Annotated in this window: 17 protein-coding genes; 8 read left to right on the forward strand and 9 right to left on the reverse strand. The window is 71.5% G+C overall.

Annotated features, from left to right (window positions below):
• Nucleotides 1-237 precede the first annotated feature (237 nt).
• A complete protein-coding gene (locus ACFWOG_RS20465) occupies nt 238-1,305 on the forward strand; it encodes a hypothetical protein (protein ID WP_380360064.1) in 1,068 nt (355 codons plus the stop codon).
• Between the two features lie 361 nt (nt 1,306-1,666).
• Here the strand turns inward: ACFWOG_RS20465 and ACFWOG_RS20470 are convergent, their stop codons facing one another.
• Both ACFWOG_RS20470 and ACFWOG_RS20475 read right to left on the reverse strand, forming a co-directional pair.
• Entirely contained in the window at nt 1,667-2,866 is a 1,200-nt protein-coding gene (locus ACFWOG_RS20470; RefSeq protein ID WP_380360066.1) for a hypothetical protein, read from the reverse strand.
• Between the two features lie 76 nt (nt 2,867-2,942).
• Nucleotides 2,943-3,164: a hypothetical protein gene (locus ACFWOG_RS20475; RefSeq protein WP_380360068.1), complete on the reverse strand. Its 222-nt coding sequence runs from the start codon at nt 3,162-3,164 to the stop codon at nt 2,943-2,945.
• 193 nt (nt 3,165-3,357) lie between these two features.
• On the opposite strand from ACFWOG_RS20475, the gene ACFWOG_RS20480 reads away from it, so the two are divergent.
• Nucleotides 3,358-3,852 carry a hypothetical protein gene (locus ACFWOG_RS20480; RefSeq protein ID WP_380360070.1) on the forward strand — a complete coding sequence of 165 codons (495 nt, stop codon included), beginning with the start codon at nt 3,358-3,360 and terminating at the stop codon, nt 3,850-3,852.
• A 24-nt stretch (nt 3,853-3,876) separates the two neighbouring features.
• Here the strand turns inward: ACFWOG_RS20480 and ACFWOG_RS20485 are convergent, their stop codons facing one another.
• Complete coding sequence (locus tag ACFWOG_RS20485) at nt 3,877-4,449, reverse strand: helix-turn-helix domain-containing protein (RefSeq protein WP_380360072.1); 573 nt, start codon at nt 4,447-4,449, stop codon at nt 3,877-3,879.
• Nucleotides 4,450-4,815: 366 nt separating this feature from the next.
• Complete coding sequence (locus ACFWOG_RS20490) at nt 4,816-6,519, reverse strand: hypothetical protein (protein ID WP_380360073.1); 1,704 nt, start codon at nt 6,517-6,519, stop codon at nt 4,816-4,818.
• Between the two features lie 183 nt (nt 6,520-6,702).
• On the opposite strand from ACFWOG_RS20490, the gene ACFWOG_RS20495 reads away from it, so the two are divergent.
• From ACFWOG_RS20495 to ACFWOG_RS20505, 3 genes are all read left to right on the forward strand, one after another.
• Nucleotides 6,703-7,845 (forward strand): hypothetical protein, encoded by a 1,143-nt coding sequence (locus ACFWOG_RS20495; RefSeq protein ID WP_380360075.1) that lies wholly within the window; start codon nt 6,703-6,705, stop codon nt 7,843-7,845.
• Between the two features lie 163 nt (nt 7,846-8,008).
• Nucleotides 8,009-9,448, forward strand: coding sequence for a phospholipase A2 (locus ACFWOG_RS20500; RefSeq protein ID WP_380360077.1), 1,440 nt, complete (start codon nt 8,009-8,011; stop codon nt 9,446-9,448).
• 460 nt (nt 9,449-9,908) lie between these two features.
• Nucleotides 9,909-10,532: a hypothetical protein gene (locus tag ACFWOG_RS20505; protein ID WP_380360079.1), complete on the forward strand. Its 624-nt coding sequence runs from the start codon at nt 9,909-9,911 to the stop codon at nt 10,530-10,532.
• A gap of 44 nt (nt 10,533-10,576) precedes the next feature.
• Here the strand turns inward: ACFWOG_RS20505 and ACFWOG_RS20510 are convergent, their stop codons facing one another.
• Together ACFWOG_RS20510 and ACFWOG_RS20515 are read right to left on the reverse strand one after the other, a co-directional pair.
• Nucleotides 10,577-10,822: a hypothetical protein gene (locus ACFWOG_RS20510; protein ID WP_380360081.1), complete on the reverse strand. Its 246-nt coding sequence runs from the start codon at nt 10,820-10,822 to the stop codon at nt 10,577-10,579.
• Entirely contained in the window at nt 10,819-11,436 is a 618-nt protein-coding gene (locus tag ACFWOG_RS20515) for a hypothetical protein (protein ID WP_380360083.1), read from the reverse strand. The genes ACFWOG_RS20510 and ACFWOG_RS20515 overlap by 4 nt, the downstream gene beginning before the upstream one ends.
• A 295-nt stretch (nt 11,437-11,731) precedes the next feature.
• Between ACFWOG_RS20515 and ACFWOG_RS20520 the strand changes: the two genes are divergently transcribed.
• Entirely contained in the window at nt 11,732-12,256 is a 525-nt protein-coding gene (locus tag ACFWOG_RS20520) for a DUF4145 domain-containing protein (RefSeq protein WP_380360084.1), read from the forward strand.
• Nucleotides 12,257-12,621: 365 nt separating this feature from the next.
• Here the strand turns inward: ACFWOG_RS20520 and ACFWOG_RS20525 are convergent, their stop codons facing one another.
• The 3 genes from ACFWOG_RS20525 to ACFWOG_RS20535 all read right to left on the reverse strand — a co-directional run bounded on the left by ACFWOG_RS20525 (nt 12,622) and on the right by ACFWOG_RS20535 (nt 14,924).
• Nucleotides 12,622-13,464: a helix-turn-helix domain-containing protein gene (locus tag ACFWOG_RS20525; RefSeq protein WP_380360086.1), complete on the reverse strand. Its 843-nt coding sequence runs from the start codon at nt 13,462-13,464 to the stop codon at nt 12,622-12,624.
• A 6-nt stretch (nt 13,465-13,470) separates the two neighbouring features.
• Nucleotides 13,471-13,734, reverse strand: coding sequence for a hypothetical protein (locus ACFWOG_RS20530; RefSeq protein WP_380360088.1), 264 nt, complete (start codon nt 13,732-13,734; stop codon nt 13,471-13,473).
• A 788-nt stretch (nt 13,735-14,522) separates the two neighbouring features.
• A complete protein-coding gene (locus ACFWOG_RS20535) occupies nt 14,523-14,924 on the reverse strand; it encodes a tyrosine-type recombinase/integrase (protein ID WP_380360090.1) in 402 nt (133 codons plus the stop codon).
• Between the two features lie 388 nt (nt 14,925-15,312).
• Between ACFWOG_RS20535 and ACFWOG_RS20540 the strand changes: the two genes are divergently transcribed.
• A complete protein-coding gene (locus tag ACFWOG_RS20540; RefSeq protein WP_380360092.1) occupies nt 15,313-15,996 on the forward strand; it encodes an HNH endonuclease family protein in 684 nt (227 codons plus the stop codon).
• An 853-nt stretch (nt 15,997-16,849) separates the two neighbouring features.
• Entirely contained in the window at nt 16,850-17,185 is a 336-nt protein-coding gene (locus ACFWOG_RS20545; protein WP_380360094.1) for a hypothetical protein, read from the forward strand.
• The last annotated feature ends 84 nt before the right edge of the window (nt 17,186-17,269 follow it).

A 17,269-nucleotide genomic window follows, 5' to 3' on the forward strand; every position in this document is an offset into this window, starting at 1 on the left:
GTCCGACGTGCGCGAGGCCAGAGCGCAGGCCGTCCGGGACTGTCCCGGCCAGGTACGACCAGGTGGGGCGTACTGCGGCAGACACCAAACGGCTCCGCGGGCGCCCCGCCCAACCGCCGCCCGCGCCACCGGGACGGGCCCGGACCGTCCCGGACACCCGATCCCGTTGCCCGGGCCGCGGCCAGCCCGGCACGCTCACCGGGACCGGCGACACCACCTGTGTGAAGGGATCAGGACATGCGACGAGGTATTCGGTTCACCCCGGGCACGGGCCGGCACCGCAAGCCCGCCGACACACCACGGCGCACGGGCACATGGACGTTCGCGGGCATGCTGCTCGGGGCGGCAGCCCTGGCCCTGCCCGTACTGGCCACCGCCGGCGAACCCGCGCCGGCCGACCGCGCCGCCCCGTACGCGACCGCGAACGCCACGCGCCAGCTCGCACCCGCCTCCCAGCCGCCCCGCATCCCCCAGGCCCGGACCGCCGACGCCGACGCCGGCGCCTGTGGCTGCCCGAGCACCGGCCCCGGAACCGGAACCGGCAGCGGCCCCGGAACCGACCCCCAGCCGCCCCCGGCCGACGACTCCGACCAGGACACCGACGGCGGCACCGCACCCGCACCCGAGGCCCCGAGCCCCGGCACGACACCCGTCCCCACGCCTGTCCCCGACCCCGACCCCGCCCCCGTACCCAGCACCCCGGACACCGGCTGCGACTGCCCCGACGGATCCACCGGCGACGCCGCCACCGAACCACCCACCCCCGGCGACGAGAGCACTCCTGAAACACCAGAACCCGCACCTGAGCCCGAACCGGACGAGGAAAGCACGGGCACCACACCCGTACCCACGCCAGCCCCGACCCCGAGCCCGGACTCGGGCCCGTACCCGGAATCCGATTCGCCCCCGGATGCTGCAGACCCCGGATGCACCTGCCCCAAGGACACCGGTGCCACCGCAAGCGAGCACGACGCCCCGGTCGAGAGCACCGGCCAGGACAAGCCGCCGACGCAGCAGCCGTCCCGTCCGAAACAGAAGGACAGCAAGGGCGACCACCCCGCCACAAAGGACACCAAGAGCAAGCCCGACCGGAAGAAGACGCCGGACAGCACCAAGGAGAAGAAGGAGAAGGGCCCGCACAAGAAGGCGGACAGCACCAAGGGCAAGTCCCGGTCGCCCAAGGCGAAGACGGACATCCACACGCCCGCACCACCCGCCACCACCCCGTGCCCGCCCGCTGACACAGCTCCCGGGCAGGTCGAACCCCAGGACAGCACCACAGCGAAGAAGCCCCTCGTCATCTGACGCAGCACGTACCCGCTCCGCAGCGCCGGCCCCCGACGGCCGACGCAACACCACCCCATCCCCGGAGCTGCCGAAGACCGTGCGATCGGACCAAGAACCCCGAATATGGGCGAAGCATGCCTGTTGCGTGCCCACAAGCCCTGCCCGACGGCAGCCGTCCGGCCGACCGGCCTGTCCCAAGCACGCAGTCCCTGCCCGATTCCAGGCGGGCGGCGAATTTCACGGAGACCGCGGCCGGACTCGGGGTCGAAGGCCGCTGCGGCCTCCGACCCCGATGTTGAGTAAGGGCCACCAACCGCCGACGGCTCTACGACCAGACTGGCAGCGCGGAGTCCCGGCCACACCGGGTTCCGGACGGGGATCAGGCGAGGCCTCGGCCGAGGGCCGCGGTCAGCAGGGTGACCGCGTGGTGGGAGTTCGGGGCGAGCCAGGGCAGTCCGTCACCGGGGTCGATGATCGCCCGGCCGTTGATGTAGGCAGTCCAGCCGTCGTCGCCGGCTTCCACCCAGCCGGCCAGGCTCCGGTCGGGTCGGCGGACGGCGAACACGGTGCGTCCGGGCCAGCCCTCGACCAGGAACGTGCCGTCCTGGGCGTTCCAGGTGGTGTCGGGTGCGCCCAGGCCGCGCAGCAGCGGCGGGGTGGAGGTGCGGTGGGCGGCGAGCGCCAGGTCTTGCTCGATCCCGTCCCCGTGGGCGGTGCCGGCGGCCTGCCGGGTGCCTTGGGCATCCCTTGTTTCGACACGTGGGGATTCGACGGGGGTTGCGCCGAGGTAGGGGCGCAGCTCGGTCGGGGCGGCTGCGGCGGGTGTCGGCGGTGGGGTCGGAGCGGGTACGGCGCGGGGTGGGGCGGTGGTCTGCCGGGTGCCTTGGGCGTGCCTTGTTTCGTCACGTGGGGATTCGCCGGAGGCGCCGCCGGGGCGGGGTCGGGCGACCGTCGGGGCGGGCCGGAGATCGGCCGGGCCGGTGGGTGGTCCGGGGGCGGGGGCCTGCGGCACGAGGGCGGGGCTCGGGGCGGGAGCGGTGTCTCGGGGGGCTTCCTCGCCGACCCTTGTTTCGACACGTGCGGATTCGCCCGAGGCGCCGTCAGGGCGCGGGCGGGACGCGGCGGCGGCCGGCTCGGCCTTGCGGCGGGCGGTGAGCATCTCGTAGCGCAGCACGTGGGCTTTGCGGACCATGCGGCCGGTGATGGCGGCGAGGCCGGCTTCCAGGATCTCCAGGGCGCGGACGCAGCGGGGGTCGTCGCCGTCGCCGGCGCGGGCCGCTTCGAGGTTCTCCAGGTAGCGGGCGGCGCCGCGCTGGACGGCGGCGGCGAGGTCCAGCAGCTCTTGGCCGCCGGTGTCCGGGGTTTCGACACGTGGGGAAACAAGGGCGTCGGCGAGGGCGTCCTGGTGGCTCTCGGCGCGCCGGCGGCGGTAGGCCTTGGCGGAGCAGGACCGGCCGCAGTAGACGGGTCGGCGGCCGGGGCCGGCGGTGCGCAGCGGCGCGGCGCACTCCTGGCAGAGCGGGGCCGTGGCGGGTTCGGCCGCTTCCTTGTTTCCCCACGTGTCGAAATCATGGTTCATGATCGGCATCGTACGGGCCGGTGACGGCGGCGTCCGTGGCGGTGGTCGCGCGGGGGTCGTCACCGGTGCTCGGTGGCTACCGGGCGGTTCCGGGATCGGCCAGGCGCCGGCGGCCGGACCCGGGCGTCGCGGCGGGCGGCACCGGATCGGCGACCGGGTCGGCCTGGTCGGCGAGTTCGACGGCCAGGCGGCGCAGCCCGGGCGGGGCGGCCTGGGCGTCGGAGTCGGGGGCGGCCTGGGCGGGGTCGGGGTCCGGGCGCTGGTACAGCGGGCGGCGGGCGGGCTGAGGTGTCGTCACCTGTCCATGATTGCCCACCGGCGGCCGCCGGGCGTCGGACTGGCGGGAGCGGGCCCGGCCGCGCGTGTGCGGCGCCCTGGATCGGCGTGGTCAAGGTCGGGGTCGAGGTCGGCGAGCAGCGGTCGGCGCACGTCGGCGGGCCGGGGGATCCGAGCGCCCGTGTCCGGTCGGGCCCGGCCGCGGTTGGACCGGTATGACGACTGTTCCGCCCGATCGGGCCGGCCCCGACGACGACGAGCTGGAGCGGCTGTGTGCCGCCGCGCGGCAGGCCGCGCTGACCGACGCCCGCCTCACCGCCGAACGGGCCGCGCTGTGGGTGCGTGATCTGGCCCGTCGGCAGGCCGAGCGCTGGAACGGGGAGAGGCTGGAGGTGTTCGCCGACGCGGTCGCCTCGGCCGGCGGCGACCTCGACCCGGACGACCCCGAGTGGGGCGGGGTCGGCGAGGACGTCCGCTACGGCCTCAGCGCCTACGTGCTGCTCAACCCCTTCACCCCGGGCGACGGCCCCGAGCTGGACACCGCCGAGGCCGTGGCGCTGGCCGCCGTCGCCGCCCTCGCCCAGGCCTTCCCCACCGCGCTGGTGAACGACTACGCCGACGACCTGCCGCTGCTGTGCCGGCTCATGAACGCCGCCGTCGACACCGGCCGGGCCGCCCGCCCCGCCGCCCGGATCGGCACCGACTGGTAGGTCCCGCTCCGGTCGGTGGGGCGGTCAGGTGTCGGGGTGGAGGACCGTGCGCAGTCGTCGGCCGGCTTCCTCGATGGCGGCGGTGCGGGCCGGGTCGCGCTCGCGCATCCTCTCCCAGCGCCGCTCGCGCTCGGCCCGGCAGTGCGCCTGGGTGCGCTGCTCGGCGGCGGCCAGGCGCTCCGGGGTGACGCCGAACAGGGGCGCCGCCCACTGCTCCCAGGGCGTCCAGCGGTCCTGGTCCGGGTCGTAGCGGGCGCGGGCGGCCCGGCCGCGGTGGCCGGTGTTCTCCAGCTCCCGGTAGGTGGCCTCCGCCATACCGAGAACGGTGGCCATCTGCGCGCGGCTGCGGCCGGTGTACACCCGCAGGTGTGCGAGGCGTTCCTGGTCGACGGCGCACAGGTCCGCCGGCGCGACACCCACGGCGGTGGCCAGGAGGACCAGGTGCCCGGGGCGCGGTACCCGGGAGCCGGCGAGGTAGAGGAACACGGCGCGCTCCGACACCCCGGTCACCCGCATGATCCGGGCCGCCGACGCCCCGGCCGCTGTGCGGGCCGCGCGCAGTCTGGCCGCGTCGAAGCCGTACTCGGTTCCACTCACACCCACACCCTGCCCACCGCACGGCGGGGGTGAACGGACCTTCACACCCGCCCGGTTCACCGGTGCGGCTGCCGGGGCACGGCGAAGGACAGGCCCTGGGTCAGGACCCCGGCGATCACGAGGGCCGGGGTAACGCCGGGCTGCTCGGGGTTGGGAGAACGTCGGCGAGGCCCCGTCCGGGGCGCCGAGGGCATGCAGGGTGCCGGTGCGGCTCCGCCAGGCCAGGCGCCCACGACAACGCGGCGCGCGGCGAGGCGTACTGCATTGGCCTTGACCGAACCTGGCACCGTTTCCGGTTGGCTGGTTCAGTAGCCGCGTCGACCAACTGGGGGATTTTCGCGCTGGACGGCCCACGGACGCAGGGGTTCAGGAAGCCACTTGTCCGCTGATCTGCTTCCAGTTTGCTCCGGGGGTTCCCGAGTACTCGAAGATGGCGGCGTGGTTGGGGCTGACGCCGTAGAGGTGGTCGTCGGTGGCGACCCAGCCGACGCCGGGCGATCCGATCTTGGTCCAGGTGCCCCGGGTACGGTCGTACTGCTCGATGTCACCGGTGACGTAGTCGGTGGCGTAGAGCGTGGTGCGGCTGGTGTAGATCCGGGCGGTCCTCGTGTCACGGATCTTGGTCCACGTCATCGGCTTCGGTTCGAGGCCGGTGTACTCGCGCACGACGCCGTCCTCGGGGCCGATGCCGTACAGGTGGTCATCTGTGGCGGCGAAGCCGCTGCCGGGGTTGCCGATGTCCGTCCAGGCGCCCCGGGAGCGGTCGAACTGCTGGATGTTGCCGGTGACGTCGTCCGTGGCATACAGGGTGCTGCCGCTGGTGTAGACGCGGTCGGTGGCGCCCCGGACCCTGTCCCACCGGCCGACCTTGCCGGTGTACTCGAACACACCGGAGTGGTTCGGGCTGACGCCGTACAGACGGTCACCGGTGGCAGCGAAGCTGCTGCCAGGACCGCCGATGACCACCCAGGTCCGCGTGGCGGGGTCGAACTGCTCGACGTCGCCGGTGGCGGCGTCGGTGGCGTACAGGGTGGTGCGGCTGGTGTAGATCTGGCCGGTCGGTTTGTCTCTGACCTTGGTCCAGATGCCGTTGCTGCCGGTGTATTCGTCGACGCTCGAGTGGTCCGGGCCGATTCGGTACAGGTGCTTGCCGGTGGCCGCAACCGTGCTGCCCCCGGCCCACCAGGCCGTAGTGGCAGGCGGGGACTGTGCGGCTGCCGGAGCGGCGGCGGAAGCGGGCATCGGCACGGGTGAGCTCGCCGCCGGGGACGGACTCGTGTCGGGTGGCGGCGTGGACGCGGGGAGTGCGATGCCTTCGCCCGGGGCCGTGGCGGCCGGCGCGGTGTCGGCCTGGCCCTCCCGACCCGGGCGCTGGGCCTGGTTCGCAATCACGACAGCAGACAGGAGCACGGCGAGGGCGGCCCACTGGGTGGGGGTACGCCAGCGGCTCCACCACGAACCCCTGGCACCGGTGGAGCCGGCGCCGGAAGCCGGGACCGGTGTGCCGGCTGCGGCGGCCTGCTCTGGGCGGGTGTCTGGGACCGGTGCGGACCAGGTCCCCGAAGAGCCCGGGCCGGGGGCTTGCACGGCTCCCGGCCGCACAGGCACCGGTGGTGCCTGGCCAAGGTGGCCAGATGGTGTCCGCTCGGACGACTCGCCAACGGACTGCGGCACGTCCTCGCTGGTGGCGGGGTTGTCCGCCGGTTGTCCGGTTCCGGTACCGACGGGCGCAGGCACGCTCACAGCCGGGGTCGGAGCGGGTACTGCCGCCTGGGCCGGGGGTTGGGCGGCCTCGGCAGCGGCGTGGAACCGGCGGGCCTGCTCCATCACCTTCTGCCGGGCGCGGGGGTCGTGGGCGTGGCGGCTCTCGACGATCTGGCGCAGCCGCTCCCACGGGATGATCCTCTGGCCGGAGCGGTACTCGCTCCACGAACTCCTGGCCAGCTTGTAGCGCTCCTCAAGATCGCTGACCGTGCTGTCGGCGGTCAGGACCCGCAGGAAGGACGCGAGTGCGTTTGCCTCCTCGGTGCGGCCCTTCAACGGCCCCTGCGAGCGGCCCGGTTTCCCCATCGATCCCCCTCGGATATCCGTCAAATTCGCCCAGGTTCGCCGGTGTTCGCAACCCGCACCGCGTTGACCTGCGGCCCGACAGACGAGGCCTGACGGACAATCAGACCAGGTTCCACCGTGGTGTTCCACCGCTTCCGCCAAACCCGGGAAGCGGGTTCACCGACAACGGATGGGACCACTTCGATGACCCGACCACAGCGCGCCGCCGCTCTCGTCGGCCTCGCGCTCGCCACCTGCCTGGCCGTGATGCCCGCACACGCCGACAGCTCCCGCGGGCAGCAGCGGCCGGCCGGCACCGGCACCATCGGCAACGACGCCGTCCCCGGGAGCCCCACCACCCGCGCCCAGGCCATCGCCCGTGCCCAGCACTGGGTGAAGGAGAAGGTGCCCTACAGCCAGAGCCGGTGGTGGGGCGACGCGGCGACCGGCGGCCCCTACCGACAGGACTGCTCCGGATTCGTCTCCATGGCCTGGCAGCTCAAGGACAGCCTCAACACCGACAGCCTGTTCACGGTCGCCGACCGAATCACCTGGGACCAGTTGCAGCCCGGGGACGCACTGGACACCCGCGACAAGGGCGGGCACGCCATCCTGTTCGCCGGATGGACCGACAAGTCCAAGGGCTCCTTCCGCTACCTCGCCGAACCCCGGCCCGGCCTGCCGGCCCTCGCGGGTTCGGCCAACCGCGGAGCCGGCAAGATCGCGGGCCACCCCGCCGCCGGGTACGTCCCGCTGAAGTACCGGAACATCACCGACGGTCCCGCCCCGACGCCGATCCCGGCCAAGCCCGCGGTGCCCGCCCCGCCCCCGGTCCCCACCCCGAGTACCACGCCTCCGCCACTTCCGACTCCCGCCCCACCCCCGGGCGAGACCCCCAGCGCGCCACCGTCCGCGGCCAGGCCCTCGGCGCCGTCCACGGCACCGGCCGCGCCGCCGACGAAGCCCGCCGACACTCCACCGCCGGCCGCCCCACCCGGCGGTGCGCCCAGCGTCGCCGCCACCGGCAGCCACCTGTACCGGATCACCCCCGACCACACCCGCGTCGAGGAGTACACCGGCAGCAACGGCGTGTGGACCAAGGTCGGCGGCCCCGCCACCGGGATCTACACCACCCGCACCACGCTGTTCGCCACCAACCCCGACTCCGGTGACATCCAGCAGTACGACCGCGACCACGCCACGTGGACGGTGATCGGCGGACCCGGCTCCAGCTTCACCACCACCACCGACCACCTCTACGGCGTCAGCCCCGACCACTCCGGCATCTACGAGTACACCGGCACCCCCCGCCAGTGGGTCAAGGCCAGCGGGCCCGTCGCTTCCTGATTTGCGGTCAAGCCGCGCCGGGCGGCACCCCCGCACACCCACACCACCACCGCCCGGCCATCACCGCCCGGCCACGCACGGCGCCTTGCCCCACATCCCGCGGCCACGGACACCCCGCAGCAGCCTGCCCGCAACGCCCGAACCCAGAACCGAGGAGCACGAAGTGACACTTCCCAACCCCTCCCCCGCCCGGCGCGGCGACGCCGAACCGGCCGGCCCGCCGGCACCCCCCGCACCGGGCGGGATGGTCGTCCGCGTCTTGCGGATGGTGGCGCTGATCATCGCCGGTGTCCTGGCCATCAGTGTGAGTGCCAACGCCGCCGGCCCCGCCAAGACCACATCGCCGGCGCCGGCGACCGTGACGATGGGCAAGGTCGTCGCAACCGGCGACGGTGCGTTCGTGCTGCCCAAGAACGGCTCGGGGGTGTACCTGTGGAGCCCCGACCGGGACGGCTGGCTGAAGGTCGGCGGGCCCGCCAAGGAGCTCTACGCAGCTGAGGACACCGTCTACGTCACCAACCCGCACACCGGCGACGTCTACAAGTACAACGGCAAGCCCGACGACTGGACCAAGGTCAGCGGCCCCGTCGCCGAACTCGCCGCCACCAACAAGCACCTCTACCGGATCACCCCCGACCACACCCGCGTCGAGGAGTACACCGGCAGCAACGGCGTGTGGACCAAGGTCGGCGGACCCGCCGCCCACCTCTACACGTACACCGGCAAGACCCCGGCCATGAAGGACCGCCGCCGGGGACAGTCCGCGCCCTCCGACAGTCCCCTGTACGCCACCGACCCCAAGACCGGCAGCATCGCCAAGTACGACAGCCCTAACAAGTGGTCCACCATCGGCGGCCCCGGCGCCCAGTTCGCCGTCACCGACACCAACCTCTACGGCCTCGCCCCCGACCGCTCCGGCATCTTGGAGTGGAACGGCAAGACCGGCACCGCCAGCAAGTGGACCAACATCCGCAACACCCCCACCGAGCGGATCGTCGCCGCCAACACCCTCTTCGCCGTCAACCCGGGCAACGGAGGCATCGTCAAGCACAGCGGCAACGGCAAGTGGGACAAGATCGGCGGCCCCGCAGCCGCCTTCGCCGGCTCCGGCGACCAGCTCTACGGCATCTCCCCCGACGGCGCCGCCCTCTACCGCTACACCGGGGACAAGAAGAACCCCTGGAAGTCCGCCGGGTCTCCCGTCGCGGCGCCGGCCAGCCGCGCAGACAAGCTCGCCCTCCTGGAGCGCCTGGAGCAGACCGGCCCGGCCGCCCGCGACGAGTGGAAGCGGCTGCGCAACGAGCACCTGCAGGGCACGCCCGACCGATACGAATTCAAGTGGTCCACCAACACCTGCAACGTCTTTCCGAACAAGCCCCTCGGCTACGACTTCACCCTCCCCTGCATCCGCCACGACTTCGGCTACCGCAACTTCCGCGACCTCCTCGGCGAAGATGCCTTCCGATCCGGCAAGAACGGCCCCTCCCCCAAGGACCGCGTCGACAAGATCTTCCGCCAGGACATGGACAGCGTCTGCGACGGTCGCAGCTGGTGCCACAAAACCGCCTTGACCTACTACGGGGGCGTCCAGCAAATGGGCTGACACCAAGAAGCACACCCAAGCCCGTACGGCCGCCGCCCTCCAAGGCGGCGGCCGTACGCCGCTGCGCACGCCCCGGACGAGGGCCCCGAGCCGGGCACCACCAAAGCCACGGCACCCGCACGGCCGACCGGGACACCCGAGGCCGACACGTAGTCGCGGCCGCCACCCGGCGGCACGTGCTCGGCCACGCCCCCGACGCCCCCGACCCAGCCGACGCCGGCCGCCGACGCCCCGGCCGCCACCCGCGCCGCACGCAACCTCGCCGCGTCGAAGCCGTACTCGGTTCCACTCACACCCGGTACCTGCCCACCCCACGGCAGGGGTGAACGAACCTTCACACCCACGCGCCCGTGAACATCCGCTCGCCAGGAGACGTGATCGCCCGACCAGCCTTGGAATGTGTCCCGCAGTAGGTGCAACGCCCTATCGTGTCGCTTCGAGTTCGAGCGAATGGGGCAACGTGAACGTCGAAGGCTGGACAGCGATAGGCGGCGCGATCATCAGCGCTCTGGGAGCTGCCACCGCCATATGGCAGGCAAGACTGGCGAAGGGCCAGGCACGAACCGCCGAGGACTCTGCGAGCTCCGCTCGCCGCCAGGCAACAGCAGCAGAGAGGCAGGTTCAGCTGATGCAGCGGCAGATTGAAGCTGAAGAACAGGACCGGCTGGATGCCGGCAAGCCCGACTTCAGGGTCGAGAACGGCGAGATCGCCGAGGACGACAACAATCAACCCTGCGTCGGGCTCCGTCTGACGCAAGTGAAGGGCCCGGCCCTCTCGACTGTGCGGGTGAGCGTCCAGGGGAACTATGTGGCGAACATTCGCCGCCTTCGCGACGAATGGGGCGAATCGCGCACTCTTGACCTGGGTGAAAGCGCCAACGGCGCCGCACTCAGGGCATGGATCGGCCTGGAGTACCGGCACGCTGAGCTGGTGGAGATCACCATCCGCGTTGAGGCGACCGCTCGGGACAGCGGTGTGTCGTGGAGCAGTGAGCAGGTTGTCGCCGCGAAGCATCTTCCGCCCGAGCCGATGTATCAGCCTCGACACATGCGCAGGCCCGGTAGGGATCCCTTCACCCCGTAGAAGAACAACACCTGCATCTCACGCGCGGCGATGCGGCCCGGCCCTCACATCGCCTCCCAGGGCAGGTTCCGGACCCAGGTCCACCGGCCGCTCCCGTCTGGCTCGTACACACTGCGCCCGCCCGGGAAGGCGCAGCCGTCGCTGATGACGGCCACCCACGGGTCGTCCTTGCCCCACTCGGCGACCAGGTCCTCGCGCAGCCCGCGGGCCCCGGCCGGCCAGTCGTCGCGGGGGTCGAGCGGGGCGGCGGGCGCTACCGCGTCCGTCGGCCGTACCGCGAGGTCGCTCACCGGAAGGACCGGCGGGCCGGCGAGGAGATCCGGCTGTAGGCGGGGACGTGCGAAGTCTGCGAGCGGCGCCAGTTGTCGGCGCCCTCCTGGGCGCGGCATTCGAGGGTGAAGAGCACCGGGGTCTTGTCCGTGGACGTCGGGTCGACCGCGACGTCCACGGTGATGGTGAAGCCGGTGCTGACCGGACCGGGCTGGGTGTAGGCGGAGGCCAGCGCCTCGCCTCCGGCCCAGATGCCGAAGACTCCGTTCCCTGCAACGGTGACTGTGACCTCTGCCAGGGCCGGGCCCGCGGTTTGGGTGAGCTCGAACCTCGTGACGCACCACCGAGCGGGCGCTCCGTCGATCCGGTGCCGGTGCTTGGTCTCGAACGCCGGGCCACGGGCCTCGCGGCGCTCCGCGTCCTCGGCGTCGAGCTGGCGGAGCATCAGCGCGACCTGGTCCTCGGCGGCCTTCGCTTGCTGCTCGGCGGCGTTGGCCTGGCGCTGAGCCAGGTCAGCAGTCTCCTGGGCGATCCTCGCCTGGCGGCGAGCGATCCGGGCCTGCCAGAAGGCGATGGCCCCGGTACCGCCGCCGATGGCCGCCGAGGCCAGCGCGATCATCGTCTCGGTATCCACCCTGCGCTCTCCCCTCGGGTCTGCGACCGTCGCGGGCCCACCGTCAGCGTAGGCCCGACAGAGAGGACCGGCCCGGAAAAACCCGGTGCCCGATGTCGGTCCAGTCCGGTATCCCTGGACCGTAACCACCCTCACCATCACCAAAGACGGCTTCCCCGAGCCGGGCCTATGCCCGAACTGCCAGGTCCACGCCAGCTTTCACCGATGCAGCGCGGACTGGATCTGGCCCCGCCAACTCGAAGACCACGCGAACACAACTCTGATCAAGCAGGCGGGGGACACCTGGCTGCGGGAATTGGTCCTCGCCTGTCGGCACTGCTCCAAGACCGTGGTCCTGCACCAACTGCTCCATCTCACGGACGACGGGCGCAGGAACCAGGTCGGCGACCTTCGGCAGGCCTGGCCGCACTGGGAGCCTCGCGAGCTGCACACGGCGGCGCCGCAGAAGGTGCGGGACCTGTTCGCCGAGGGCGCTCGGGCCGAGTCCGCCGCCGCTTACCGGGCGGCTGGTGCGATGCACCGTGCTGCAGTCGAGGAACTCTGCAAGGACCGCGGCACCACTGGCAACAACCTCGACGCCAAGATTGAGGACCTGGCCAACCACGGCGTCACCCCCGAGATAGTGGAAGACCTCCACGAGGCCCGCTTCCTCGGTAACTGGTCTCTGCACGACGGCTTGGAGTTCTCCGCTGCCGAGGTCGCCGACGTCGCGGACCTGATCACCGAGGCCGTGGTCGTGCTCTACGTCCAGCCCGCCGAGCACCAGGCGATGCGGGACGCCCGCAAGGCGCGCCGGGACGCCTTCAAGGCCAGCCAGTAGAGGACCCGTCGGTGAGTCACCAGGGCGTGGTCCGTGGCCGCCGTGGTGCTACTCGGTGACGGCGGACAGCAGCGCTGTGTGGGGCCTGCTGCAGGTGCTCGTCCACCACCCGGCCGCGCTCGGCCGTGGCCGGGTCGGGTGGGACCTGCGGGTCGACGGCGACCAGCCCAGCAAAAGCCAGCCCGCGAGGTGGCGCTCCCAAGCGGCCAGTTTCGCGAGCGCCGACCGCACCATCCCGTCGACTTTGGCGAGGTCCTCCAGCAGCCACGGCGGACTGTGTTGGGCGGGGCGGGATAGCCGACGAGCGGCGCCGCTGTTCAGCCCCTGAACCGGGCGAACTGCCGAGCCGCGGCCACCCAGTACTGTCATTCTGGCCAGGAACCCTCAGGTCCTAGGCTTGGTCGGCCGGGGGGCTCGAGGTTCATGAGCTGTCGTGCGAGTTCCATCGTGGCGACCTTGAACTCGGCTGCAGTGCGGGCCTGGAAGGGGATTCTCAGCACGATCCGGCGCTCCTCGGCGGTACGCCCGGAATCTTCGATGTGGACGTCCATGTCCGCGAGGGGCCGCACGTGGTTGGCCCACGAGGCCGGGGCCCACTGCAGCGACACCTGACGGTTCGACGACTTCGCCCACAGGCTCGAGGGCGGGCGGGGCGCGTTGACCCGGTCCCACGCCTCCAGCCAGTGCTTGATCTCCGAGGGCGGGACCTCGCAGGCCCGGACGAAGTGCTCCAGGAACTCCCGGTCGGGGCGGGCCAGGCCGCGCAGCACCCGGCTCAGGGTGCTGCGCGGGAGCAGACCGAGGCCGCCGGCCCGCTGCTCCAGTTCCCGCAGGGAGGGACGGCCGACCTTCTGGCGCAGGTGCACCATCGCGTGCCACAGGTCCCGGGGGGTGTTGATCATGGTGATGTGCGTAGGTCGCTCGGTCGGAGACGTCGACTCCGCCCCACGCGCGGCCCGCCACAACCGTCGTGCCGTGGTGAATTCCTTCTTCGTGGCCCCACATCCCAGCGCGTACGCCTCCACTACCTCCAGCGTCGGCACCGCGTCACCGCTCGCGGCGCGTGAGAGCCGCGTGGAGCGCATGCCGGTGATGCTGTCGAGCTGGGTGTAGGTGTGGCCGGAGGCCTGGCGCAGTACCCGCAGGTACTGCGCCAGGGCCGTCAGCTCCTTGGTACGCGTGGTGACGGGCCGCTCAGGGCGTCCCATCGGGCGTCAGGCCTCCAGCGAGGCCAGGCGCAGGTACCGGTTCTTCCGGACGGACACGATGATGCCCACCGAGATCACGGCGATGCCGCCCACCAGCTCCAGAACCGTGGTGACGGACACCCCGATGACCACGAGCACGACCGCGATCAGCATCAGGACGATCACGATGATCGCCTCGATGCCGGACAGTCCGGCCACCCTCGGGGGCGTCGGGCGGGTCTTCACACAGGCAGCAGCGACAGCCACCGGACGGCGCTTGATCTTGGACATTCTTCTCCCAGGGAATTTCGAACGGACTCCACCGGGGCCTTCCGGCCCGGACCGCGCTGGCGCTGCCGGGGATTGCCGTCCCCCGCAACTGGCGGTCGCTCAGATCATCCCACCCCGTGCGACATACACGGTCTTCCACCCTGGGTTGCGGGCACCTTTTGATGCATTCCCGTCCCACCGATCGGGTGCTTGCGCAAGCCCTGAGTGGGTGTTTTTCACGGGTCGAACCTCAAGACCTCGGGTCCGGCGAAGAGGAACCGACCAGGGGCCGATCGCGGGTCAACACTGCTCTGAACAGCGAGGATTCCTCGCGTCAAGTGCTCTTGTACCCCAAAAGGCGGCCAAATGTAGCAGGTCCCATCGTCAACGTGGGTGGTTGTGACAGTTGATGCGGCACGGTCCCAGTTCCCATTGCGGGCCGGTGAGGCGCGTGTGAGTCTTTTGCGAAAGCGGGCACCATCAACTTCGTGCTTGCTCCCTAGGCGGGAACGGACTCCACCGGAACACCCAGGGACCCGAACGACGAGGCGTTGCCGCGCCGACCCGTTCACCGCAGGTGACATGCAGTTTTGCATGTCACCTGTTGCGTTTTCAGGCCCGAGCGGACTCCCCCACACCGGCGCACGGAGGCCGCTCGGCGACGTCGACGGGGAGCGATCGAGTAGTACTTCGCCGACGAGCGGGCCAGCATTCCGTGCGCCGGTGTGCGCTCCTCACGACTCCATCGCACGCAAGTCGTTGGTGGCTCCTGTCCGTGTTGTCGCCGTCGGCGGACCGCCCGCTCCCGATCAGGGCATCGGCACGGCGAGCTGGCCGGGTAGCGCGTCCTTGTCGTTGTCGGCGTCGACGAGCTCGATGCCGTCGGCGGCGAGCCTGTCGGCGAGCCGGGCCGCGAGGCCGTGGCCAGGGTGGCGCTCGAGCCGCTTGCGGCGGCGGTTGTATCGCTGGGTGGTGCGCGGGTCCCGGTGATCAGCGGCGTCCTGGACGTCCTCCAGCTTGTCGCCGGCGTCGAGGGCGTCGGTGATGCCGTCGCCGCGCAGGACGTGCGGGCGGATCGAGTCGGCCTGCGGCAGGGCGGCCCGGCGGGCCAGGCGCCGCAGCAGCTTCCAGGCCTCCGGCTCTCGCAGCCGGGCGCCGATGCGGGTGACGGAACAACGGACAGTCCGGTCCAGCCGGGGCCGGTGAGCCACCCAATGCGGGGGGGGCGGGGGCCCCGGGCCGACCGCCGTTGCCGGGCGCGGGGTCACCAGGGGGGCCGACCCGGGGACTACGGCAGGCCGCAGACCCGGACCACCTCGGCGGCCAGGCCGTCGAGCGAGGCCAACACCGACAGGCCAGGCCGGGCCGGGCCAGGCGGGCCTGCTCGACCACGTCCAGGCGGCGCGGGTAGTGCAGGTGCGCGCCCACACGGCCACACCCTGATGGTGGCCGTGACCCGCTGACCGGGCCGCCGAGCGAGTACCCGGGACCCGAGCACGTCCCGCGCCGACGACGCCGTGCCGTCAACAACACCGCGCGCCACGCCGCCAACTGATGACCGGCCGTCGGCCGTGGGCCGACCACCGGTAGTCGTGGCGCATGATCACCGCTACCGGGTGGCGCCGTACTGCCACCGTCCTGACCGCGCTCGCCGCGGTCCTCCTGCCCGCGGCCGCGCCGGCCGCTGCCGAGACCCTCGCGACCGCCGGCCCCGCCGCCCTGCGGCGCGATCTGCCCGAGCCACCGCCCGCCGACGTCGTCCGGGCCGAGCTCGACGAGCTGGTCGTCGAACCGCCGCACTCCATGGACGGCTACAGCCGCGACCGCTTCCCCCACTGGATCAAGATCTCCGGGGAGTGCGACACCCGCGAGACCGTCCTCGCCCGCGACGGCGAGGGAGTCATCCAGGACGAACTGTGCCGGGCCGTGGCCGGAACGTGGGTCAGCGCCTACGACGACCGGGTCTTCACCGACGCCAAGCAGCTCGACATCGACCACATGGTCCCGCTCGCCGCGGCCTGGAGGTCGGGGGCCGACACCTGGACCACCGCCAAGCGCCGCGCCTTCGCCAACGACCTCGTCCACAGCCAGCTGATCGCGGTCTCCGCCGCCTCCAACAGGTCCAAGGGCGACAAGACGCCGGATGCCTGGCGCCCGCCGACCACCGGCTACTGGTGCACCTACAGCCGGGCGTGGACCGACACCAAGCACGTCTACGACCTGAGCGTGACCGAGCCGGAGAAGGCCGCGCTCAACCAGATGCTCGACACCTGCACACCGTAGGAGAGCACCGCCACTGCCCCGGTCCCCACCGATCCGGCCGCCCGCCCCGCACCAGGGGGCGGCGGCCGTCGCCGAGCCCGTACCAGGTCGGGTTGGCGGTGCTCAGGCGCAGCGCGGCGCCGTGCCAGGGGGTGGCGGTGAACAGGGTGGTGTCAGTCGCGAGGAGGCGGGCTTCCAGCCGCTGGAGCTCGCGGGGCCGGGGCCGGGGCCGGTTCGGGCGGGTCGAGGAGCGGTGTGGGTCCTGCCCCACGCTGGCGAACCCGGCGACGGGGGGCGAGGGCAAGCAGGGCGCCTGGCTGCTCTACGACCCGGCCGGCCTATAGCTAGCGTGATCGGGTGGATCTCCGCAAGCCCTCCACTGGGGCGGAGCTCCAACCGGTCTCGATGCGCTGCCCATGGGTCGGCGGGCGCAGCGCGGTGACGAGCTCGGGGCGGAGACGACGGTGAAGTCGCAGGGGGTGCGATAGATCCGCACCCCGGGATCCATTCGCCCTAGTTCACAGGCAAAGCATAACAGTGCAGGAGATCCATCCACATAGAGTCCCACATGCCACACAGGCGGACATCCGGACGATATTTCTGCAAATTACACATCGAACCAGTGGCCAAAAATACCCCTATTGCCATAGCCGATCACCCTATGTATCGTATAGATATCGAGTTCTGCGGGATATATTGTCGGTACACTGCAGACCGATTCGCCGAACACATATTCCAGGGGAGGGGCAATATGAAGCTCGGGAAAAAGCAGCTCATGCAGGCGGCCGTGGTTCTGGCCACAGGAATTTCACTGGTGGCGGTCACTTCCGGGACCGCCAATGCAGTTCCTGGATCTTCCGTCACCTGGCAGAACGTGTCAACCGGTCGTTTCCTCTATTCGACCGAATCCCACGACGTCTACGGTAGCGGCGGAATCTACTGGTGGAAGGAGCAGCAGAACAGCGACGGCACCTGGAATCTGCGCGACCTGACCGGTAAGTGCCTTACCAACTACAACGACGTCGTCTACGTAGAACCCTGCGGTCAGAACGTCGACTCGACCAACGCCTGGCAGCGCTGGCACGAGATCCCGGTCGGCAGCGTGTGGAAGCTCCAGAACGCGGCCACCAACCGCATCCTGGACGGAAATAGCAGCGCCAAAATCTACACCGGGCCCGACAACGGCGGGAACAACCAGCGCTGGGACTAACACTGCTGGGCCATCAGGAAATCCTGATGCCCCTTTCCCTCATTAGCGGACGGTCGCGGTCCCCTCGCGTTCACGCGAGGGGAC

The organism is Kitasatospora sp. NPDC058406 (genome assembly GCF_042722765.1).
GTDB lineage: Bacteria > Actinomycetota > Actinomycetes > Streptomycetales > Streptomycetaceae > Kitasatospora.